Below are 21,094 nucleotides of genomic sequence, written 5' to 3' on the forward strand. Positions count from 1 at the left end.
CAGGGCGGGACCTTGGGTCCCGCCCTTTTGCATTCAGCCACCTGCCGCCAGCATACGCCCGGCCATTTCCGTCAGATCGCGGCTGAGGCCCGGGGTGGAAAGGATGCGGTCCAGCTCCACCCGGACCAGCGCCTGCCGGATGCCGTCATAGCGGGGCCAGGTCTCGAACGCGGTGGACATGCGCGCCGCGGTCTGCGGGTTCTTGGGGTCCAGCGTCAGAAGCCAGTCCGCAAGAAGCCGGTAGCCCGCGCCCGAGGCGTGGTGGAACCCGGCGTGATTGGCCGACAGCGCGCCGATCACCGCGCGAAAGCGGTTGGGGTTCTTCCAGTCGAAATCGGGGTGGCGGGTCAGCCGCTCCACCGTGGCGGCGGTGCGGTCGGGCGCGGCCAGCAGGGTCTGCAGCATGAACCACTTGTCCATGACCAGCCGGTCATGGCGCCACTTCGTCTCGAAGGCGGCTAGTTCCGCCTCTCCCTGCCCGATGTCCAGAAGGGCGGACAGGGCGGCGGTCGTCTCCGTCATGTTGCCCGCCGCGGCAAAGGCCGCGCGCGCCGCCGCGCCGCCATCGGTGCGGGTGATCAGATGCAGCGCCGCGCCGCGCAACGCCCGGCGGCCCGCCGCGGCGGCATCGGCGTGGAAAGGGCCCGCATCGGTCAGCGCGGCAATCAGCCCGGGCAGGCGCGGCGCCAGTCGCGCGGCCAGCGCATCGCCCGCGGCGCGCCGTGCGGCATGGATGGCATCGGGGTCCGGCACGTGGCCCGCCGCATGCAGCGTCTGCGCCATGTCATCTTCGGATGGCAGCCGCAGCGCCAGCGCGCGGAAGGCGGGGTCCAGAGTGTCATCAAAGGCCAGCCGGGCCAGTGCCTCCAGCCAGTCGGCGGCGGGCGGCGCGCCATCGGTCACCATGGCCGACAGCATGTCCTTGGCCAGCGCGCGCCCCGCTTCCCAGCGGTTGAACGGGTCGGTGTCATGGGCGAGCAGGAACGCCCGTTCGGCGGGAGAGGAGGCGCGGTCCAGCACCACCGGGGTCGAGAAGCCGCGCAGGATCGACGGCACCGGCTTTGCCGCAAGCCCCTCAAACCGGAAGCTCTGCGTCGTTTCGGTCATCTCCAGAACGGTCGTGGGCACCACCTCATCGCCATTGGGGTTCAGAAGACCCACGGCAATCGGCAGCACCTTCGGCGCCTTCTCCGGTTGGCCGGGGGTGGGCGGGTTTGTCTGGGTGAAGGTCAGCGTATAGGTGCCGTCCTGCCAGTCGTCCGAAACCGAGAGCCGCGGGGTGCCTGCCTCGGAATACCAGCGTTTGAACTGCGCCAGATCGCGGCCGGTGGCGTCTTCGAACACCTTCAGCCAGTCCTCGATCGTGGCCGCCTCGCCATCGTGGCGGTCGAAATACAGGTCCAGTGATTTGCGGTAGCCGTCATCGCCCACCAGCGTCTTCAGCATGCCGATGATCTCGGCGCCCTTTTCATAGACGGTGGCCGTGTAGAAGTTGTTGATCTCGATAAAGCTTTCGGGGCGGACGGGGTGGGCCAGCGGCCCCTGATCCTCGCGGAACTGGCGCGCGCGCAGCGCCAGCACATCCTCGATCCGCTTCACCGCATGGGACCGCATGTCGCCGGAAAACTGCTGGTCGCGGTAGACGGTCAGCCCTTCCTTCAGGCACAGCTGGAACCAGTCGCGGCAGGTGATGCGGTTGCCGGTCCAGTTGTGAAAATATTCATGCGCGATCACCGCCTCGATCCGGGCGTAATCGTCATCTGTCGCGGTCTCCGGGCTGGCCAGCACCAGTTTGGAGTTGAAGATGTTCAGCCCCTTGTTCTCCATCGCGCCCATGTTGAAATCATCGACGGCAACGATGTTGAACACGTCCAGATCGTATTCGCGGCCATAGACCTGTTCGTCCCACCGCATCGACCGGATCAGGCTGTCCATCGCATAGGCGCAGCGGTCCAGATCGCCGGGGCGCACCCAGATCGCCAGATCGACCTTGCGCCCCGAGGCGGTGGTGAAGCTGTCGCGGTGCGCCACCAGATCGCCCGCGACCAGTGCGAAAAGATAGGCGGGCTTCGGCCAGGGATCGTCCCATTCGGCCCAGCCGGGGCCATGGGCCACGGGGTTGCCGTTGGACAGGAGAACCGGCAGATCGCTTTCGATGCGGACGTGAAAGCGCGCCATGACATCGGGGCGGTCGGGGTAGAAGGTGATCTTGCGGAAGCCCTCGGCCTCGCATTGGGTGCAATACATGCCGCGGGACATATACAGGCCTTCCAGCGCGGTATTGCCCTCGGGCGCGATCTCGACCTCGGTTTCCAGCACGAAAGGCGCATCGGGCAGAAGCGCCGCGGGTATCGTCAGCCCGGTGTCGTCCGGCGTCACATCCACGGCATGGCCGTCGATCCGGGCCGAGATCAGCCGCAGATCCTCGCCATCCAGCCGCAGCACATGATGGCCGCGGCAATCGGGGTTCGGGCGCAGATGCAGCCGGGCCGCCACGCGGGTGGCCTGCGGCGCCAGCCGGAAGGTCAGCTCCACCCGGTCGATCAGGTGGCTGAACGGGCGGTAATCGGCCAGATAGACGGTTCTCGGTTCCGGTGCGGTCATGGTGTCGGTCCTTTCCCTGCCGGACCGGGGTCCGGCGGCAGCGGGGGCAAGTCTGCATCACCGCCGGTTGCCGCCGCAAGGTCCAGCGCGCGGCGCAGCACCCGGTCGACATCGGCGCTTTGCGGCCGGGAGGCGGCCAGAACCTCGGCTACGGGCAGGAACCCGGCCTCCAGCGCATCATCCTGCGCCACCGGCGTGCCGTCGATATAGCGGCAAAGGATGGCCACCAGATGGAAATGATGGCTGATCCGGCCAGTGTCGTCGCGCAGGATCAGCTCCAGCGCGTCGATGGGGCAAAGGGGCGTGGCGGTGACGCCGGTTTCTTCGGCCAGTTCACGGGCAGCGGCCTGCGCCAGCGTTTCCCCCCATTCGACATGGCCGCCGGGATAGCCCCAGAGGCCCGCGTCCGGCGGATTGCGGCGGCGGACCAGAAGCACCCGGTCGCCCTGCAGACAGACGGCCAGAACGGCAAGGCGGGGAACGGGGGCGTGGGTCATCGGCAGTCCCGGCTGGCGGCGGCGGCGAGGGCGTCGCAGAATGGCGTGCGACTCGCAAGGAGGGGCGAAGATGGCACTGGGATACAAGGACCTGCTCGCACGGGCGGATGCAACCGTTGCCTCGGTCGAGGCCGATGCGGCAACTTTGGCGCATGCCGACCCGGATACCGTTTTCGTCGATATCCGCGACCCGCGCGAGCTGGAGCGGGAGGGCATGATCCCCGGCGCCCGCCACGCCCCCCGCGGTATGCTGGAATTCTGGATCGACCCCGAAAGCCCCTATCACAAGCTGTGGTTCGCCGAAGGCAAGCGCTATGTGTTCTACTGTGCCTCAGGTTGGAGATCGCTTCTGGCGGCCGAGGTGGCGCAGCAGATGGGCCTGACCTGCGCCTCGCTGCGGGGCGGGTTTTCGGGCTGGAAGGCCGCCGGCCATCCGGTTGCGGCGCGCGAGGCCAAGGGCTGAGCCGCCCCGCCGCGCGCCAGGAGGGGGTTTGCACCCCTCCGGGCCTCCCCGCAGGATATTTTTACCAAGATGAAGGGGGAAGGAGGCTTGCGGCGATCAGGTCTGGCGCGGGGGCGGTGATGGCTTTCCGCAGGTGGTTCGGTCCGTGCGGGGCCTGAGGGCCGGGAGCTGCCAGAATACCGGAAGTTTGCTGTACGGCCGGTCAGTCCAGCGCGGTGAGGATCAGGCGCAGCGCATGGTCGCGGGCGGCGATGCGGACCTGCGCCCGGCCAAGGGCGCCGAATTCCACCGTCTCGGACCGGGTGGGCTGTCCGTGGCGGGCGATGGCGAAGCAGACGCGGCCTTCGGGCTTGTGCTCGCTGCCGCCGGGGCCGGCGATGCCGGTGATCGAGACCGCCACATCGGCCAGCGAATGGTCCAGCGCGCCCTGCGCCATCTGCACCGCCACCTCTTCGCTGACGGCGCCATGGTCGGCAAGGGTACGGGGCGCGACGCCCAGCATGTCGGTCTTGGCGGCGTTGGAATAGGTGACGAAACCGCGGTCGAACACATCCGAAGAGCCGGGAATGTCGGTCAGCGCGGCCGCGACCATCCCGCCGGTGCAGCTTTCTGCCGTGGCGAGACGAAGGCCCCAGAAGCGCGCGGCCTGCAGCACCTGTTCCGGCAGGCTCAGCCCAGCCATGGCTGCACCAGACCATGATAGAGGCCCGCCAGCGCGGTGGAGCCAAGGCCCGCGAAAAGCCCGGCCCAGAGGTCATCCAGCATGACGCCCGCGGCATCGTGGCGGCGGTCGGCCCGGCCGACGAGCCAGGGCTTCCAGATGTCGAAGAGGCGGAACAGGAGGAAGGGCACGACCCAGCCCGGCCATGCGGCAAGGAGAAGGTCCGGCACCCCGTGGCGCCAGAGCGGGATCACGGTGAAACACAGGGCGAGAAGCTGGCCCGCGACCTCGTCGATCACCACCTCGGACGGGTCGGTGTCGCTGCGGCCTGCCAGATAGCGCGGCACCGCCCAGAATCCGAGCATGGTGGCCAGCACGAAGGCCACGGGCACCAGAAGCGCGCCGCCCGCCTGATAGGCGGCCACGGCCAGCACCACCGCCGCGGCAGAGGCCCATGTGCCGGAGGCCGGGCGCAGATGGCCGAGGCCGAGGACGGTGGCGATGGCAGTGCTCATGATCTTCCCAGAACGGCGGTGGCCAACGCGGCGATCCCCTCTTCGCGCCCGGTGAAGCCCAGACGTTCGGAGGTGGTGGCCTTCACGCTGACGCGGGTGGCATCCACCCCCATGATGCGGGCAAGTTCCGCCTGCATGTCAAGGGCATAGGGACCGATCTTCGGCCGTTCGCAGACGAGCGTGATGTCGCAGTTCATCAACTCATACCCCTGAGAGCGCGCCAGGCCGATGGCATGGGTCAGGAAGATATGGCTGGCCGCGCCCTTCCATTGCGGGTCGGACGGCGGAAAATGGCGGCCGATGTCGCCCTGCGCCAGCGCGCCATAGATCGCATCGGTCAGGGCATGCATGCCGACATCGGCATCGGAATGGCCCAGAAGCGCGCGGCCATGCGGCACTTTCACCCCGCAAAGCCAGACATGGTCGCCTTCGGTGAAGGCATGCACGTCATAGCCGTTGCCCATGCGGATATTCATGTCGCGCCCTTTCAGGATCGCCTCGGCCCGGGCGAAATCACCCGGGAAGGTCAGCTTCAGATTGTCCTCCTCGCCCTCGACGATGGTCACGTCAAGACCAGCGGCGCGGGCGACCTCGACATCATCGGCGGCCTCCGCGCCATGGCTGCGGTGCGCGGCCAGGATGGCGGTGAAGTGAAAGGCCTGCGGGGTCTGGGCGCGGTAAAGCCCGTCGCGCGATTGCGTGCCGGTCACGCGATCTCCGTCGCCCCGCCAAAGCGCATCGGTGACTGCCAGCGCGGGCGCCGCGGCGGGAGAGCGGTCCAGCGCCGCCCGCATGCGGCCGATCAGCGCGGCCGAGACGAGAGGACGGGCACCATCATGGATCAGGACGCGGGCATAGCCCTTGTCCGCCACAGCCTCCAGCGCGTTGCGCACCGAAGCGGCGCGGCTGTCGCCGCCCTCGATCAGCGTCACGCCGGGCAGGGCGGCCTTGGCCCGTGCATGGTCATCGGGGTGGATCACCACCAGAACCGGCAGCAGGCCGAAGGCGGCAACCGTATGGGCGATCACGGGTTTCCCGCTGAGGTTGCGCCATTGTTTGGGCAGCCCACCCCCGGCGCGGGCGCCACGGCCCGCGGCCACGATGATGACAAGCGTATCGCTGCGGGAGTCGGGTGAGGCGGGGGGCAGGGGCATGGTTGGGGTCCTGTCGGCTGTGCTGCCTCTCTAGGGGAAGCGGGCAGGCCTGACAATCTGGCGCAGGAACAGGCATTTTTGCACAAAATTTGCGCATTGCCTTATTTGGTGGCAGAATTGATCCCGTCGCCCGTTGCCCCCGCGCCGCTATGCGCTAGCTGTTGACCAACCGCACAAGGAAAAGGCCTTTGCCCCTGAACGTCCAGCCTTTGACACTCGGTCCCGTGACCGCCGACCCGCCCGTCCTGCTGGCTCCGCTGGCGGGGATCACCGACCTGCCGTTCCGCCGGCTGGTGGGGCAATTCGGTGCGGGGCTGGTGGTCAGCGAGATGGTCGCCAGCGACGAAGTGCTGCGCAACCGGCCCGAAGCGCGGGCGCGGGCGGAGCTGGGGTTCGAAGAGGTGGCGACCTCGGTGCAGCTGGCGGGCCGTGACCCCGCGCTGATGGCTGAGGCCGCGAAATGGTGCGAAGGGCAGGGTGCCCGCGTCATCGACATCAACATGGGCTGCCCGTCGAAGCGGGTGACCACGGGCCTCTGCGGCTCGGCCCTGCTGCGCGATCTGGATCTGGCGCTGGAGCTGGTGGAGGCGGTGGTGGCGGCGGTCAAGGTGCCGGTCACGCTGAAAACCCGGCTGGGCTGGGATGACAATCTGCTGAATGCGCCCGATCTGGCACGCCGGGCCGAAGGGGCTGGCGTGCGGATGGTGGTGATCCATGGCCGCACGCGCTGCCAGTTCTACAAGGGCCATGCCGACTGGGCCGCGATCCGCCGCGTCAAGGAGGCGGTCACGATCCCGGTGGTGGCGAACGGCGATATCGTCGATGGCGACACCGCCCGAGCCGCGCTGGACCAGAGCGGCGCCGATGGCGTCATGGTGGGCCGTGGCGCGCAGGGCAAGCCGTGGCGGCTGGCAGAGATCGCGCATGACCTTTACGGCACGCCCGCGCCGAAAATTCCCGAAGGCCGCGATCTGGGCGCGCTGATCCTGGGCCACTATCAGGACATGCTGTCCTTCTACGGCCGCGATCTGGGCCTGCGCTGCGCGCGCAAGCATCTGGGCTGGTATCTGGAGGCGGCCGGGCTGGACCATGCCCGCGACGGCATCCTGACTTCGGTAGACCCCGCAGAGGTCTGCCGCCGCATCGAAGATACATTTTCCGAGATGGAGGAGGCCGCGTGACACCTTATCGCTCTCCCTATCCCGTGCCCGGGGTGATCTGGGCCTCGCTGCCCTTGCCCTCGCTGCTGGTCGATTCAAAGGGCCTGATCGCCGAGGCCAATCCGGCGGCGGAAGTGTTCCTGAACGCTTCGGCCAAGGCGCTGTCGGGGCAACCCGTGCTGGACCGGCTGGCCATCGACGCCCCGATGGAAGAGGCCTTTGCCCGGGCCCGGCGCAACCAGTCCGGCCTGAATGTCAACGATGTGGACGTGACCTCGGGCGAGCGGGCGCCGGTGCAATGCACGCTGCATCTGGCGCCGATGCATGACAACCCCGAGATGATCCTGCTGATCCTGTCCCCGCGCGAGATTGCGGACAGGCTCGGGCGGTCGATGGGGGCCAAGACGGCGGCAAAATCGGCCATCGGCATGGCCGAGATGCTGGCGCATGAGATCAAGAACCCGCTCGCCGGGATTGCGGGGGCCGCGCAGCTGCTGTCGATGAGCCTGACGCAGGAAGACCGCGAACTGACCGATCTGATCGTCGAGGAAACCCGGCGGATCGTGAAGCTGCTGGAACAGGTCGAGCAGTTCGGCAATGTCCGTCCGCCCGACCGCCGTCCGGTGAACATCCACGATGCGCTGGACCGCGCGCGGCGGTCCGCCCTTGTGGGCTTTGCCGCGCATATGACGATCCTTGAGGATTACGACCCTTCGCTGCCCCCGACATGGGCCGATCCGGATCAGCTGATGCAGGTGTTCCTGAACCTGATCAAGAACGCGGCCGAGGCGGCGGGCGCGGCGGGCGGCACCATCCGGTTGCGCACCTTCTATGACCGCTCGCTTCGGGTGCGGCGGCGGGACGGCATCCACAGCACGCTGCCGCTGAACATCGAGATCACCGATGACGGCCCGGGCCTGCCGCCCGAGATTGCCGGGGAAATCTTTGAACCCTTCGTTTCGGGGCGCGAGAACGGCACCGGGCTGGGGCTGGCACTGGTGTCAAAGATCGTGGCGGACCACGAGGGGTGGATTTCGGTCGATTCGGTGCCGGGGCGCACCTCGTTCCGGATCTCGCTGCCGCTGGCGCCCAAGGACAAGCAGAAGGACATCTGACATGGATGGCACGATTCTGGTCGCCGATGACGACCGCACGATCCGCACGGTGCTGACGCAGGCGCTGACACGCGCGGGTTGCAAGGTGCATGCGACCTCCAGCCTGATGACGCTGATGCGGTGGGTCGAAGAGGGCAAGGGCGATCTGGTCATCTCGGATGTGATCATGCCGGACGGAAACGGGCTGGATGCGCTGCCGCGGATCGCCAAGATGCGGCCCGGTCTGCCGGTCATCGTGATTTCGGCGCAGAACACCATCATGACCGCCATTCAGGCGGCCGAGGCCGAAGCCTTCGACTATCTGCCGAAACCCTTTGACCTGCCCGATCTGATGAAGCGCAGCGCCCGCGCGCTGGAACAGAAGCGCCGCGCGCCCAAGGTGACGCAGCCCGTGCGCGAAGCGGTGGAGGATCTGCCGCTGGTGGGCCGCACCCCCGCGATGCAGGCGCTGTATCGTCTGGTGGCCAAGGTGATGAACACCGACATTCCGGTGCTGATCACCGGCGAGTCGGGTACCGGCAAAAGCCTTCTGGCCCGTGCGATCCACGATTTCTCGGACCGCCGCACGCTGCCCTTCGTGGTGGCGCAGGCGTCGGATCTGCAGGGCGTGGAAGGTCCGGCCAGCCTGATCGCGCGGGCCAAGGGCGGCTCTGTCGTCTTTGACGAGGTGGCCGATTTTGATGAGGATACCCAGGCCCGCGTGGTGCGGCTTCTGGACATGCTGGGCGACAAGGCGCCGCGGGTCATGGCCACCAGCCAGGTGGACCTTGGCGCGCGGATGGAAGCGGGCGCCTTCCGGCAGGACCTGTATTTCCGGCTGGGCGGCGTGACGCTGCACGTCCCGTCGCTGCGGGAAAGGGTGGAGGACATCCCCCTTCTGGCCGAGCATTTTCTGGCCAAGGGAGAGCGGGATTTCGGCGCGGTCCGCCGCCTGTCGGCCGATGCGCGCGATCTGATCCGCGCCCATGGCTGGCCGGGCAATGTGCGGCAGCTGGAAAACAGCATCCGCCGCTTGCTGGTCACCTCGGCCGATGCCGAGATTTCCAAGGCCGAGGTCTCGGCCATTCTGGGCCAGCAGCCTGCGGCCGAGCCGCTGAAGGGCGCGGTTGAAAGCGAAAAGCTGTCGGCCAGCGTGGCGCGGCACCTGAAGCGCTACTTCGATCTGCACGGCGGCCAGCTGCCTCCGGCGGGGGTCTATCAGCGGATCCTGAAGGAAGTGGAAATGCCACTGATCGAGATTGCGCTGGATGCGACCGGCGGCAATCAGGCGAAATGCGCCGACCTTCTTGGCATCAACCGTAATACCCTGCGCAAGAAGATCACCGACCTCGATATCCGCGTGACACGGCGCCGCAAGCTGATGTAAAACCGCAACATCAAGCGTGTCGCCGGGGTTTCAGCCCCGGGCCGCCACAAGATGTTGCCGGGTTATGTCGGAATTGCAGCGCGTCATTCGCAGAGATGTCTGGACCAGAATGGCGTCGCTGCGGCGGCAGCGCCGGGTGCAGACGGCCGTGACGCTGGGGCTGGTGTTCCTTGGGCCGGTCCTTGTGGTGGCCTCGGTCCTGCTGCTCGGGCCGATGAATCAGGGCGGCCTGTCGCCTGTGCTGCGGCTGATCCTGCTGGCCGATTTCGTCTATGTCCTGCTGATTGCCGCGCTGGTCATGGCGCGTGTTGCGCGGATGATTGCCGACCGGCGCAGCAGATCGGCGGGATCGCGCCTGCACCTACGGCTGTCCGGTGTCTTTGCCGGGGTGGCGCTGGTGCCGACCGTGCTGGTCGCGGTCTTCGCCGTCGTCTCGGTCAATCTGGGGCTTGAGGGCTGGTTTTCGGACCGGGTCCGTTCGGTGGTCGGCGCCTCGTTGACTGCGGCACAGGCCTATGAAGCCGAACAGGGCGGCGATCTGGCGCAGGATGCGGTGGCGCTGGCCAATTACCTGAACCGCGCCCGCCAGCAGGCGGTGGTTCTGCGCGACGATCAGCTGCGTCCGCTTCTGAGCCAGGGGCAGGATCTGGTGCAGCGCGGACTGAAAGAGGCCTATCTGATCGACGGCACCGGGGCGCTGAAATCGCGGGGCGACCGGTCCTATCTTTTCGGGTTCGAGACGGTGAGCGAGGACGACCTTGCCAAGGCCCGGTCCGGACAGGTGGTGCTGATCGCGGACTGGCCCAGCAACGAATATCGTGCGCTGGTCCATCTGGCCGCCTTTCCGGACCGTTACCTTTATGTCAGCCGCGAGGTGGACGGCCGCCTGCTGTCCCTGCTGGATGACACGCAGGAGACGGTGAAGATCTACAATCAGCTGGAAGGTGATCGCGGGCGGCTTCTCCTCAACTTTGCGTTGATCTATCTGGGTATTGCGCTGATCCTGATCCTGGCCGCGATCTGGCTGGGCCTGTGGTTCGCCGAACGTCTGTCGCGTCCGGTGGGGCGGCTGGCGGGGGCGGCGCAGCGGGTGGGCGCGGGCGATCTGGACGTGCGCGTGACCGAGGAAGAGGGCGACGATGAAATCGCCATGCTGGGGCGGCTGTTCAACCAGATGACCCGGCAGCTGAAAGGCCAGCGGGTGGCGCTGATGGAAAGCCATGCCCGCACCGAGGAGCAACGGCGGCTGTTCGATTCCGTTCTGTCCAACGTCACGGCCGGGGTCATGGGGCTGGATGCGGGCGGACGGGTGGAATTCGTCAACCGCGCGGCGACCCGGCTGCTGGATCTGAGCGGCGCCTTCCACGACCTGCCGATCGCCGAAACCGTGCCCGAGTTCCTGCCGCTTTACGACAGCCTGCGTGAAGACAGCCGCAGCGTCGCGCAGGAAGAGCTGCGCCTGACCCGCCGCGGCAAGCTGGAATCCCTGCTGGTGCGGATGAGCGAGCGGCGCGGCGCCGAGGGCGCGCTGGAGGGCTATGTGGTGGCCTTCGACGATGTGACCGATCTGGTCTCGGCCCAGCGGATGGCGGCCTGGGGCGATGTGGCCCGCCGCATCGCGCATGAGATCAAGAACCCGCTGACGCCGATTGCGCTCTCGGCCGAGCGGCTGAAGCGCAAGTTCCGCACGCAGGTCCGCGATGTCGAGGATCTGGAGGGGCTGACGGATGTCATCGTGCGGCAGACCAATGATCTGCGGCGGATCGTGGATGAGTTTTCCAAATTCGCGCGGATGCCCGAACCCGACCGGCGCGAGAATGATCTGCTGCAGCTGGTGAAGGATGCGCTGACCCTGCAGAAGGCGGGCCAGCCCGGGGTGCGCTTTGCCGCGACGCTGCCCGAAGGGCCGGTGATGATGGATCTGGATGCCACCATGATCATGCAGGCGCTGACGAACCTGATCAAGAACGCGGGTGAAGCCACGGAAAGCCTTGTGGAAAAAGGGGCGCCCGCAGGCTATGTCCCCGAGATCCGGGTGGAGCTGACCGCGGGTGACAGCGAAAACCTGCTGCGCATCATGGACAATGGCATCGGCCTGCCCGAAGACCGCGCGCGGCTGTTCGAACCCTATGTGACCACGCGCGAGAAGGGCACCGGCCTTGGCCTGCCCATCGTGAAGAAGATCATCGAGGAACACGGCGGCAGTCTGGCCCTGCTGGATGCGCCGGTCTTTGACGGAAACGCCCATTCGGGCGCCATGGCCGAGATCCGCCTGCCGCGGCTGGCCCGGCGCCGCATGGGACGCAACATCGGCCCGCAGGGCCAGACGAACAATAGCCCGCAGGGGCAGGGAGGCTGAGGCATGAGCATTCTGATCGTCGACGACGAAAAGGACATTCGCGAACTGATCGGCGACATCCTCAAGGATGAGGGCTATTCGGTCCGTCTGGCCGGAAATTCCGACGACTGCATGGCCGAGATCAACGCCGAGCCGCCGGCGCTGATGATTCTGGACATCTGGCTGAAGGACAGCCGGATGGACGGGATCGACATTCTGAAGACGGTGAAACGCGACAATCCGGATATTCCGGTCATCATCATCTCGGGTCATGGCAATGTCGAAATCGCTGTGGCCGCGATCAAGCAGGGTGCTTATGACTTCATCGAAAAGCCGTTCAACATCGACCAGCTGACGGTCGTTGTGGCGCGCGCGATGGAAACCAGCCGCCTGCGCCGCGAGAATCAGGAACTGCGCCGCCGCGACGTGACCTCGTCCGAGATGGTGGGATCTTCGGCCGCGTTCCGGGCGCTGAAATCGCAGCTGGACAAGGTGACGAAATCGAACGGCCGGGTGATGCTGACGGGCCTGTCAGGCTCGGGCAAGGAACTGGCCGCACGCTACATCCACCAGAATTCCAACCGGGCGGCGGCGCCCTTCGTCTCCGTCTCTTCCGCCTCGGTGGAGCCGGAACGGATGGAAGAGGTGCTCTTCGGCCGCGAAACCCCCGGTCGCGGGGTGGAGCCGGGTCTGCTGGAGCAGGCACATGGCGGCGTGGTCTATTTCGACGAGGTGGGTGACATGCCGCTTGGCACCCAGTCGAAGATCCTGCGCGTCCTGACCGAACAGCAGTTCACCCGCGCGGGCGGGACCGACAAGGTGCGGGTGGACCTGCGTGTCATCTCCTCGACCGCACGCGACCTGCCTGCGGAAATCCGCGCGGGCCGGTTCCGGCAGGAATTGTTCGACCGGCTGAACGTGGTGCCGATCCCGGTGCCTTCGCTGGCGGAACGGCGCGACGATATCCCAGAGCTTGCCCGGCATTTCGTGGCATGGTTCCACCGGACCCAGGGCCTGCCGCTGCGCAACCTTGCCCCCGAGGCCGAGGCGATGCTGCAGACCATGCAATGGCCCGGCAACATCCGCCAGCTGCGCAACATCATCGAACGGGTGCTGATCCTGGGCGAAGCCAGCGGTGCGATTGAATCGCGCGAGCTTCCCGGCTCTGCCGGTCCGGTGGGCGATGGCAGCGAGGGCATGGTTCTGGGCAGTGCGGTGGCGACCCTGCCGCTGCGCGAGGCGCGCGAGTTGTTCGAGCGGGAATATCTGCTGACCCAGATCAACCGGTTCGGCGGCAACATCAGCCGCACCGCGAACTTTGTCGGGATGGAGCGCAGCGCGCTGCACCGCAAGCTGAAATCCCTGGGCGTGGTGACGACGGCCAAGGCGGGCGGGCGCGCCGCCCATCTGGATGACGAAGATGATGATGAGGAAGGCGGCGCGTGATCTCTGGCGCATCCGGGGCGGAATGGACGCCGGAATGGACCCTCTGAATTGACCCTCTGGGTCCGATCTGACAAACAGGCCGGGCACGCGGCGAGAGGGTTGCCATGAAAGTCATCATCTGCGGTGCGGGGCAGGTCGGCTGGCAGATCGCGCGCCATCTGGCGGGCGAGAAGAACGATGTCACCGTGGTTGACACCAATGCCGAGCTGGTGCGCCGCGCGACCGAGACGCTGGACGTGCAGGGCGTGGTGGGGTTTGCCAGCCATCCGGACGTTCTGGCCAGCGCGGGCGCCCGCGATGCCGATATGATCATCGCCGCCACCCATTCGGACGAGGTGAACATGGTCTGCTGCCAGATCGCGCAGGCCGCCTTCAACGTCACCCGCAAGATCGCCCGCATCCGCGACCAGAGCTATCTGGAGACCGGCTATTCCGACCTTTACACGCTGGACCGGCTGGCCATCGACGTGATCATCTCGCCCGAGCGTGAGGTGGCCGAGGCCGCGCTGCAGCGGCTGGCGGCGCCCGCGACCTTTGACACCGAGGTGTTCATGGGCGGGCGGGCACAGCTTCTGGGTATCCAGCTGACCGAGGATTGCCCGGTGCTGAACACGCCCCTGCGGCAGCTGAACGACCTGTTCCCCACGCTGCGCGCCATTGTCGTGGGGCTGCGGCGCGGTGACCGGCTATTTGCCCCCGATCCCGACGACCAGCTTCTGGCCGAGGATCAGATTTATGTCTTCACCCATTCCGAGGATGTGAACCGCTGTCTGGAGGTTTTCGGCAAGAAGAACCAGAAGCAGGAACGCATTGTCATCATCGGCGGCGGCAATGTGGGCCTGACGGTGGCACAGGCGCTGGAGGCGCGGTCGGGCCGGATGCGCGCCAAGATCATCGAGAAAAGCCGCAGCATCGCCGAACGCGCCGCTGACAGCCTGCAGCGCACCATCGTGCTGAACGGCGACGGCATGGACATGGACCTTCTGGCCGAGGCGGCGGTGGACCGGGCCGATGCCGTGCTGGCCGTGACCGATGATGACAAGACAAACATCCTTGTCTCGGTCCGGGCGAAGCAGGCGGGCTGTCCCCTGGCCATCGCGCTGGTGAACGACCCCACGCTGGCGCCGCTGATGGCGCCCCTGGACATCGACGCCTATATCAACCCCCGGGCGACCACGGTGTCGTCGATCCTGCGGCACATCCGCCATGGCCGGGTGCGCGGGGTCTATTCCATCGGCGATGCCGAGGCCGAGCTGATCGAGGCGCAGGTCCTGTCCACCTCGCCCATCTCGGGCAAGCTGATCCGCGACATCGACTTTCCCGAAGGCGTCTTGGTCGGCGCCGTCATGCGCGGCGACAAGGTGATGAAGCCCACGGCCGAGATGCGGGTCGAGGCGAGCGATGTGATCGCACTTTTCGCCATGGCCAAAGACGTGCCGGAGGTCGAGCGCCTTCTGCAGGTCTCGATCGACTTCTTCTGACATGGCCGGGGGCGTGGGCCGCCAGCTGGCCGAACTTCCGCTGCTGGTCGTGCTTTTGGGCGCGGTGGCGCTGTCGGCATGGCTGCCCGCGGCCCATGCCACCATTCTGCGCGATGCCCCCACGGCGCAGGCGTTCTTTTACGGCGGGCTGATCCTGTTGGTCCTGACGGTGATGCTGGGCCTTGCCACCCATCACCGCATCCTGCGCCATCCCGCGCAGGCGCAGCTGGCCAGCGTGGCGGGCGCCTATCTGATCCTGCCTTTGGCCATGGCGCTGCCCTTGCGGGTGGCGGTGCCGGACACCACCTGGGTGAATGCCTGGTTCGAGATGCTGTCGACCTTCTCGACCACCGGCGCCTCGGTCTATGAGCCGGGACGGCTGCCGCCCTCGGTGCATCTGTGGCGGGCGCTGACAGGCTGGTTCGGCGGCTTCTTCATCCTGCTGGTGGCATGGTCGATCCTTGCGCCGCTGAACCTTGGCGGGGCCGAGGTCTGGTCCGGCCATGTGCCGGGGCGCGGTCCGGGCATGCCGGGCCAAAGCCAGCGCCCGGCCGAGGCGGGGCTGCGGCTGCAACGGCAGGCGCTTGATCTGCTGCCGGTCTATGCCGCGCTGACGCTGGCCTTGTGGCTTCTTCTTCTCATCGCGGGGGAAGACGGGCTTCTGGCGCTGACCCATGCCATGGGAACCCTGTCCACCAGCGGCATCTCGGCCGGGATCGGCATGTCGGTCACCGGCAGCGGCCTGCCGGGAGAGGTGCTGGTCTTCCTGTTCCTTTGCCTGGCCCTGAGCCGCCCCCTGATGCCGATGCCGGGCCGCGCCCACATGGAAGAACCGCTGTGGCGCGACCCCGAACTGCGGCTGGCCTTTGTCGTGGTGGCGCTGGTGGTTGCGGCCCTGCTGCTGCGCCATCTGATGAGCGAGGCGCAGGCGCAGGAGAACGAGACGCTTGGCGGGCTGATCCGTGCCTTCTGGGGGGCCACCTTCACCACCGTCTCGTTCCTGACGACGACGGGATACGAAAGCGCGTGGTGGTCCTCCGCCCGGGCCTGGGCCGGGCTCGGGGCGCCGGGAATGGTGCTTCTGGGGCTGGCCATTCTGGGCGGCGGCGTCGCCACCACGGCGGGGGGCGTGAAACTCCTCCGGGTCTATGCCCTGTTCCTGCAGGGGCAGCGAGAGCTGGAGCGGATCGTCCACCCCAATTCCGTGGGCGGCAAGGGCGCGTTCCGCCGCCGCCTAGCGCGTGAGGGGGCCTATATGGCCTGGGTGTTCTTCATGCTTTTCGCCATGTCGCTGGCCCTTGTGACCGTGGCGCTGAACCTTGCGGGCCTTGCGTTCGAGCCGGCGCTGGTCCTTGGCGTGGCCGCGCTGACCACCACCGGCAATCTGGCGCAGGTGGCCGTGGCAGAGCCGGTCTCCTACGGTGCGCAGTCCACAGCGGTGAAACTGATTCTGGGCGTGGCCATGGTGGTGGGGCGGTTGGAGGTGCTGGCGCTGGTGGCCCTGATCGTTCCGGAAAGCTGGCGGCAGTGGAAAAGATGATGCCCGGATGCCGCCATTCGCGCAACTTGTTGTCGCGGCGGTGAATTAGGGTCTGGTAACTCCCTCCGTCCCGAATAATATTCCGATGGCCCTGCGGTCTTTGGCCGGGGGCGAGGGAACTGAAGACGCATTGACCACGATATTCACAAGGCCGCGGCCAACGCGGCTGGAAAGTGCAAGGCAAAACAACAATGGCTGGCGAAAAGCAAAACCTGCAGGACGCGTTTCTTAACCACGTCCGCAAGGCCAAGGTTCCGGTCACGATCTTTCTGATCAACGGGGTGAAGCTGCAGGGGGTGATCACCTGGTTTGACAACTTCTGTGTGCTTCTGCGCCGCGATGGCCAGTCGCAGCTTGTCTACAAGCATGCGATCTCGACCATCATGCCGGGGGCGCCGGTCAATCTTTATGAAGGCGACGACTGATTTCGACCGTCGAAGATGATGATGACGACCTGTTCCCCACGCCGGAAGAGCGTGGGAAATGGCAGGTCACGGCCGCGCTGCCCACGCGGGCTGTCGTGCTGCACCCGGACACACGCGCGCGCCAGACCCGCCGGCTGCCCGAACACGGGCTGGCCGAGGCGGTCAGTCTTGCCGCGGCCTTGCCGGGGCTGGAGGTCCTTTGGGCCGAAGTGGTGCGCCTGCCAAAGGTGCATCCCGGCATGCTGTTCGGCACCGGCAAGGTTGAAGAGCTGAAGGCGCGGCTGAAGGCCGACCGGGTGGAACTGGTGCTGGTCGACGGCCCGGTCAGCCCGGTGCAGCAGCGCAATCTGGAAAAGGAATGGGGCGTCAAGCTTCTGGACCGCACCAGCCTGATCCTTGAGATTTTCGCCGACCGCGCCCGCACCCGTGAGGGGGTTTTGCAGGTGGAACTGGCGGCCTTGTCCTATCAGCGGTCGCGCCTTGTCCGCGCCTGGACCCACCTTGAACGCCAGCGCGGCGGCTTTGGCTTCGTGGGCGGCCCCGGCGAGACCCAGATCGAGGCCGACCGCCGCGCCATCGACGATCAGGTCGTCCGCCTGCGACGGCAGCTGGACCGCGTCGTCAAGACGCGCGAGCTGCACCGCATGGCGCGCGCCAAGGTGCCGTTCCCGATCGTCGCGCTGGTGGGCTATACCAACGCGGGGAAATCCACGCTGTTCAACCGGGTGACCGGGGCCGAGGTTCTGGCCAAGGACATGCTCTTCGCCACGCTGGACCCGACGATGCGTGGCGTGGTTCTGCCGTCCGGCCGCAAGATCATCCTGTCGGACACGGTGGGATTCATCTCCGACCTGCCGACGCAGCTGGTCGCCGCTTTCCGCGCCACGCTGGAAGAGGTGCTCTCGGCCGATCTGGTGCTGCATGTGCGCGACATCTCGCATCCTGAAACCGCCGAACAGGCGGCGGATGTCGAAGAGATCCTGACCTCGCTGGGCCTGAAGCCCGGAACCCCGAAGTTCGAGGTCTGGAACAAGCTGGATCTTGTCGAGCCGTCGCAGCATGAGGCGCTGATGGTGCAGGCGGCGCAGCGGCCCGAGGTCTTTGCCGTCTCGGCCCTGACGGGCGAAGGCGTGGCGGCGCTGCTGGAGGCGGTCTCGGCCACGTTTGACGAGGAAAAGACCGCGCGCGAGTTGCATCTGGGCTTTGCCGATGGCCGCCGCCGCGCCTGGCTGCATGGTCAGGGCGTGGTGACGGCGGAAGAGCAGGGCGAAGACGGCTGGACCCTGTCCGTGCTGTGGACGGCCCGGCAGGAAAAGCGGTATCGCGAGTTGTGAGCCGGGGATGGGGGCGCTGCCCCCGTCTCCTGCGGAGACTCCCCCGGGATATTTCTGAACAGATGAATGGGTTCAGCTGCTGAGTTTCATCAGCAGGATTCCCGCCACGATCAGCGCGGCGGCCAGCAGGCGCAGCGGGGTGGCGGCCTCTCCCAGCACGAGGATGCCAAGCGCGAAGGCGCCGACCGCGCCGATGCCGGTCCAGATCGTATAGGCGGTGCCCAAGGGCAGGCTGCGCATGGCCACCGACAAGAGGCCGAAGCTGCCGATCATCGTGACGATGGTGATGAGGCTGGGCACGACCAGCGTGAAACCCGCGGACTTCTTCATGAAGAACGCCCAGACGATTTCCAGAACACCGGCGGCAACAAGAGCGACCCAGGCCATGGCTTTCCCTTTCGGAACATGCCGGGTCGTCCCGGCGCATTGTCCATGAAGGGGAGGTCGTCCTCTCGCCCCCGAATATAGGGGGCGAAAGGGCGCGGGGCAAGGGTCAGGGCGCGCTTTCGGGTGTCAGCATCATGACCCCCGCCGCGGCGGCATGGGCCAGTTCGGGATCAAGGCTCATCGGCACATATTCGCCGCGGCGCCACAGCTCTCCCAGATCGTCATAATGGCGGGAGAGGAAATGACCGGACTGGCCGGTTGCCGTGATGAAGACCGAGGAATCGGGGTCGGCAAAATCATAGACGCCGCGATAGCCCGCGCCATGGACGTTGAGATAGGGGTTGTCGCCGGTGCCAGCCGTCCGGCCGCGCATCAGCGTGTCATCGCCGCCGCTGGTGGACTGGCGGATATTCACGAACCAGCGCAGGAAAGGCACGGTGCCCAGAACCGGGTGATCATGCGCGGCCTGATGCGCGTCGCCCCACCGCCAGCTTTCCAGATTGGGGCCGTAGCGGGCGGAGAGATCGGTCAGCGCATCGTCCAGCGCCATGCGCGCCATATCGGTGCAGGTCTCCACCGGGGCGGATTGCACCACATCGCACCAGACCGCGGCGCCGCCGGTGTTGCGGTAAACCCGGTCGATGAAGACCGCATCGGGGCGGGTGAAATTGGTGGCCAGGGGCCCCAGCTCATCCTGCACCAGCCGCGCCATCAGCGCGCGCAGCCAGGCCTCGGCGATCAGGGGTTCCGGCAGATGTTCGTTCATCTCGCCGTTCCATTCCGCCAGCAGTTTCAGCGCGCGCTGGCGGAACGCCTCGGGCGTGCCGTCGGGCGCGGCCTCTCCGGTGAACCACAGATCGGCGCCGATCAGCGGCAGAAGCTGCCGCGCGGTTGGGTCCACGGTGTCGAGCTGCGCCTCGATAAAGCTTTCGCGGGTGTGGACCTCGCGGGTTTTCATCAGGTTCAGCCAGGCCTGAATGCGCTGCGTATCGCCCCAGGTGAAGCTGACATGCAGCGGGAAGGGGCGGTCGATGATCTTGTTGTTGGTGTTGCCCAGAATGCCGGTTTCGGGGTTCACGAAACGGGGGTTGTCCTCATAGGGGAACACGCCCTTGAAACCCACGGCCGGGTTCCAGCCGGGCGAGGGCAGGCGGCCCTGCGACGGATGGGCGGGATCGCGCATCGGCATTGCACCGATCAGTTGCAGCGCGATCCCGTCCTTGCCCGCCAACATCAGGTTCTGGCTGGGCGCGATGAAGAGGCGTCCGGCCTCGATCGCCTCGGCCACAGATTTCGACTTCATCAGCCGGATCGCCGCCGTCATCGAAGTGTCTTCGGCCGAGAGTGCCGTCCAGGACAGCGCGGCGACATGGCCGCCGGGGGTGACAGTGCCCACGTCGAACTGCTTGCCCGAGAGGATGGGCCCGTTGCGGGACCAGCGCAGGGTCAGCGTCACCGGATCGGCGTCGCGCACCGTTACGATGGTCTGGCGGCTGCGGAAGGTGTCATAGCTGCCATCGGGCAGCAGATATTGCGACGGATTGTCGGGGTTCAGCTTTTCGATCACCAGATCCTGATCGTCCAGATAGCTGGAGGTCAGGCCCCAGCCCATCTCTTCGCTTCGGCCGATCATCACCGCGGGCACGCCCGGGATCGTAGCGCCGATCACCCCGCCCGAGGCGAGCTCCAGCCGGGCCAGATACCAGATCGTCGGTGCGGTAAAGCCCAGATGCGGGTCGTTCGCCAGAAGCGCGCCCCCCGCAGCAGAGCGTGTGGGCGCCGCAGCCCAGGCATTGGAGGCGCCTGCCATGTCCGGTGCGCTGACGGGCGAGAAGGGGCCAAGCGCAAAGTCCAGCGCGCGCCCGGCCGGCAGGTCGCCCGGGATCAGGCTGGCGAAATCGGGCAGGGCGGCCACGGCACTGCCCGGCGCATCGGGCAGGATATCGGCCAGACGATCGGACTTGCCCTGCAGGGCCAGCGAGGTGCGGGCGCGCAGGATTTCGGTCTGGGCATGGCCCGCCATCTGTAGCGCCATCAGCTTGATGATGGCGATGGAATCCGCGGGCGCCCAGGCGGAAATCTCCGGCTCGAACAGCCAGAATTCCGGCGCGCCGCGGCCCCGCGCCCCGGCATTGACCTGTGCGATCCATGCATTGACCCCGGCGGAATAGGCCTCCAGCGCGGCGCGCGTCTCATCATCCTGCGCGGCGACGGAATCCAGTGCCAGCTGATAGAGGTCCAGCCGCCGCACCAGTTCGTCCACCGGCAGGGTGGCGGTGCCGAAAAGCTCGGACAGGCGCCCTTGGGCGGTGCGGCGCAGGATGGTCATCTGCCAGAGCCGGTCCTGTGCATGGACGAAGCCAAGCGCGAAATACACATCCGCGTCGTTCTGGCCAAAGATATGCGGCACGGAATCGTTGTTGCGCACCACTTCGACCGGGGCGGAAATGCCGGGCAGGGTGAAATCCTCGTCATAATCCACCAAGGACCGCGACAGGAACCAGTAGCCGATCAGCAGCACCGCCAGGGACAGCGCCACAAGGCCGGTCACGATGCGCAGAAGCCAGCGGAAGACGGTGAACATGCAAGGCGTCCGTTCTTGACCTTG

General features: G+C 66.9%; 17 protein-coding genes. 10 read left to right on the forward strand and 7 right to left on the reverse strand.

Annotated features, from left to right (window positions below; all coding sequences use genetic code 11):
• Window positions 1-33: 33 nt before the first annotated feature.
• Complete coding sequence (gene pepN / locus ACO2Q5_RS16945; RefSeq protein ID WP_423293215.1) at window positions 34-2,604, reverse strand: aminopeptidase N; 2,571 nt, start codon at window positions 2,602-2,604, stop codon at window positions 34-36.
• On the reverse strand, window positions 2,601-3,101 hold the full coding sequence (locus tag ACO2Q5_RS16950; RefSeq protein WP_423293217.1) for an NUDIX hydrolase: 501 nt from the start codon (window positions 3,099-3,101) through the stop codon (window positions 2,601-2,603). Before ACO2Q5_RS16950 ends, pepN begins: the two co-directional genes overlap by 4 nt.
• A 70-nt stretch (window positions 3,102-3,171) precedes the next feature.
• Here ACO2Q5_RS16950 and ACO2Q5_RS16955 point away from each other — a divergent pair, with 70 nt between their 5' ends.
• Window positions 3,172-3,564 (forward strand): rhodanese-like domain-containing protein, encoded by a 393-nt coding sequence (locus ACO2Q5_RS16955; RefSeq protein WP_423293219.1) that lies wholly within the window; start codon window positions 3,172-3,174, stop codon window positions 3,562-3,564.
• 202 nt (window positions 3,565-3,766) lie between these two features.
• Here ACO2Q5_RS16955 and ACO2Q5_RS16960 read toward each other — a convergent pair whose 3' ends face one another.
• From ACO2Q5_RS16960 to ACO2Q5_RS16970, 3 genes are read right to left on the reverse strand one after another with little or no spacing between them, the layout of a single operon-like run.
• Entirely contained in the window at window positions 3,767-4,246 is a 480-nt protein-coding gene (locus ACO2Q5_RS16960) for a CinA family protein (protein ID WP_423293221.1), read from the reverse strand.
• On the reverse strand, window positions 4,234-4,740 hold the full coding sequence (locus tag ACO2Q5_RS16965; protein ID WP_423293223.1) for a phosphatidylglycerophosphatase A: 507 nt from the start codon (window positions 4,738-4,740) through the stop codon (window positions 4,234-4,236). Before ACO2Q5_RS16965 ends, ACO2Q5_RS16960 begins: the two co-directional genes overlap by 13 nt.
• Entirely contained in the window at window positions 4,737-5,894 is a 1,158-nt protein-coding gene (locus ACO2Q5_RS16970) for a bifunctional 2-C-methyl-D-erythritol 4-phosphate cytidylyltransferase/2-C-methyl-D-erythritol 2,4-cyclodiphosphate synthase (RefSeq protein WP_423293225.1), read from the reverse strand. The genes ACO2Q5_RS16965 and ACO2Q5_RS16970 overlap by 4 nt, the downstream gene beginning before the upstream one ends.
• 188 nt (window positions 5,895-6,082) lie before the next feature.
• Here ACO2Q5_RS16970 and dusB point away from each other — a divergent pair, with 188 nt between their 5' ends.
• From dusB to hflX, 9 genes are all read left to right on the forward strand, one after another.
• Complete coding sequence (gene dusB / locus ACO2Q5_RS16975) at window positions 6,083-7,075, forward strand: tRNA dihydrouridine synthase DusB (protein WP_423293227.1); 993 nt, start codon at window positions 6,083-6,085, stop codon at window positions 7,073-7,075.
• Window positions 7,072-8,169 carry a two-component system sensor histidine kinase NtrB gene (locus tag ACO2Q5_RS16980; RefSeq protein ID WP_423293229.1) on the forward strand — a complete coding sequence of 366 codons (1,098 nt, stop codon included), beginning with the start codon at window positions 7,072-7,074 and terminating at the stop codon, window positions 8,167-8,169. Before dusB ends, ACO2Q5_RS16980 begins: the two co-directional genes overlap by 4 nt.
• A 1-nt stretch (window position 8,170) precedes the next feature.
• Window positions 8,171-9,535 carry a response regulator gene (locus tag ACO2Q5_RS16985; protein WP_423293231.1) on the forward strand — a complete coding sequence of 455 codons (1,365 nt, stop codon included), beginning with the start codon at window positions 8,171-8,173 and terminating at the stop codon, window positions 9,533-9,535.
• Window positions 9,536-9,644: 109 nt separating this feature from the next.
• The gene (locus tag ACO2Q5_RS16990) at window positions 9,645-11,894 is read left to right on the forward strand and encodes an ATP-binding protein (RefSeq protein WP_423293233.1); all 2,250 of its coding nucleotides are present in this window, start codon (window positions 9,645-9,647) and stop codon (window positions 11,892-11,894) included.
• 3 nt (window positions 11,895-11,897) lie between these two features.
• The gene (locus tag ACO2Q5_RS16995; protein ID WP_423293235.1) at window positions 11,898-13,319 is read left to right on the forward strand and encodes a sigma-54-dependent transcriptional regulator; all 1,422 of its coding nucleotides are present in this window, start codon (window positions 11,898-11,900) and stop codon (window positions 13,317-13,319) included.
• A gap of 104 nt (window positions 13,320-13,423) precedes the next feature.
• On the forward strand, window positions 13,424-14,800 hold the full coding sequence (gene trkA, locus ACO2Q5_RS17000) for a Trk system potassium transporter TrkA (RefSeq protein ID WP_423293237.1): 1,377 nt from the start codon (window positions 13,424-13,426) through the stop codon (window positions 14,798-14,800).
• Window position 14,801: 1 nt separating this feature from the next.
• Complete coding sequence (locus ACO2Q5_RS17005) at window positions 14,802-16,340, forward strand: potassium transporter TrkG (RefSeq protein WP_423293239.1); 1,539 nt, start codon at window positions 14,802-14,804, stop codon at window positions 16,338-16,340.
• Between the two features lie 191 nt (window positions 16,341-16,531).
• Window positions 16,532-16,765, forward strand: a complete 234-nt coding sequence (gene hfq / locus ACO2Q5_RS17010) for an RNA chaperone Hfq (RefSeq protein WP_423293241.1) — start codon at window positions 16,532-16,534, stop codon at window positions 16,763-16,765.
• A gap of 29 nt (window positions 16,766-16,794) precedes the next feature.
• Window positions 16,795-18,099 carry a GTPase HflX gene (hflX, locus tag ACO2Q5_RS17015; RefSeq protein ID WP_423293377.1) on the forward strand — a complete coding sequence of 435 codons (1,305 nt, stop codon included), beginning with the start codon at window positions 16,795-16,797 and terminating at the stop codon, window positions 18,097-18,099.
• A 72-nt stretch (window positions 18,100-18,171) separates the two neighbouring features.
• Here the strand turns inward: hflX and ACO2Q5_RS17020 are convergent, their stop codons facing one another.
• Together ACO2Q5_RS17020 and ACO2Q5_RS17025 are read right to left on the reverse strand one after the other, a co-directional pair.
• Window positions 18,172-18,486 carry a DMT family transporter gene (locus ACO2Q5_RS17020; protein ID WP_423293243.1) on the reverse strand — a complete coding sequence of 105 codons (315 nt, stop codon included), beginning with the start codon at window positions 18,484-18,486 and terminating at the stop codon, window positions 18,172-18,174.
• Window positions 18,487-18,592: 106 nt separating this feature from the next.
• Window positions 18,593-21,070, reverse strand: coding sequence for a penicillin acylase family protein (locus ACO2Q5_RS17025; RefSeq protein ID WP_423293245.1), 2,478 nt, complete (start codon window positions 21,068-21,070; stop codon window positions 18,593-18,595).
• Window positions 21,071-21,094 lie beyond the last annotated feature (24 nt).

Source organism: Neotabrizicola sp. VNH66 (assembly GCF_049445895.1).
Lineage (GTDB): Bacteria > Pseudomonadota > Alphaproteobacteria > Rhodobacterales > Rhodobacteraceae > Pseudogemmobacter.

What these genes read in the sequence shown, in the direction of transcription:
- trkA (WP_423293237.1), top strand. Translation starts at nt 13,424, where the DNA reads ATGAAAGTCATCATCTGCGGTGCGGGGCAGGTCGGCTGGCAGATCGCG.
- ACO2Q5_RS16960 (WP_423293221.1), bottom strand. Translation starts at nt 4,246, where the DNA reads ATGGCTGGGCTGAGCCTGCCGGAACAGGTGCTGCAGGCCGCGCGCTTC.
- ACO2Q5_RS16990 (WP_423293233.1), top strand. Translation starts at nt 9,645, where the DNA reads ATGGCGTCGCTGCGGCGGCAGCGCCGGGTGCAGACGGCCGTGACGCTG.
- ACO2Q5_RS16950 (WP_423293217.1), bottom strand. Translation starts at nt 3,101, where the DNA reads ATGACCCACGCCCCCGTTCCCCGCCTTGCCGTTCTGGCCGTCTGTCTG.
- ACO2Q5_RS16985 (WP_423293231.1), top strand. Translation starts at nt 8,171, where the DNA reads ATGGATGGCACGATTCTGGTCGCCGATGACGACCGCACGATCCGCACG.
- hfq (WP_423293241.1), top strand. Translation starts at nt 16,532, where the DNA reads ATGGCTGGCGAAAAGCAAAACCTGCAGGACGCGTTTCTTAACCACGTC.
- pepN (WP_423293215.1), bottom strand. Translation starts at nt 2,604, where the DNA reads ATGACCGCACCGGAACCGAGAACCGTCTATCTGGCCGATTACCGCCCG.
- ACO2Q5_RS16970 (WP_423293225.1), bottom strand. Translation starts at nt 5,894, where the DNA reads ATGCCCCTGCCCCCCGCCTCACCCGACTCCCGCAGCGATACGCTTGTC.
- ACO2Q5_RS17025 (WP_423293245.1), bottom strand. Translation starts at nt 21,070, where the DNA reads ATGTTCACCGTCTTCCGCTGGCTTCTGCGCATCGTGACCGGCCTTGTG.
- ACO2Q5_RS17005 (WP_423293239.1), top strand. Translation starts at nt 14,802, where the DNA reads ATGGCCGGGGGCGTGGGCCGCCAGCTGGCCGAACTTCCGCTGCTGGTC.
- ACO2Q5_RS17020 (WP_423293243.1), bottom strand. Translation starts at nt 18,486, where the DNA reads ATGGCCTGGGTCGCTCTTGTTGCCGCCGGTGTTCTGGAAATCGTCTGG.
- ACO2Q5_RS16995 (WP_423293235.1), top strand. Translation starts at nt 11,898, where the DNA reads ATGAGCATTCTGATCGTCGACGACGAAAAGGACATTCGCGAACTGATC.
- ACO2Q5_RS16965 (WP_423293223.1), bottom strand. Translation starts at nt 4,740, where the DNA reads ATGAGCACTGCCATCGCCACCGTCCTCGGCCTCGGCCATCTGCGCCCG.
- ACO2Q5_RS16955 (WP_423293219.1), top strand. Translation starts at nt 3,172, where the DNA reads ATGGCACTGGGATACAAGGACCTGCTCGCACGGGCGGATGCAACCGTT.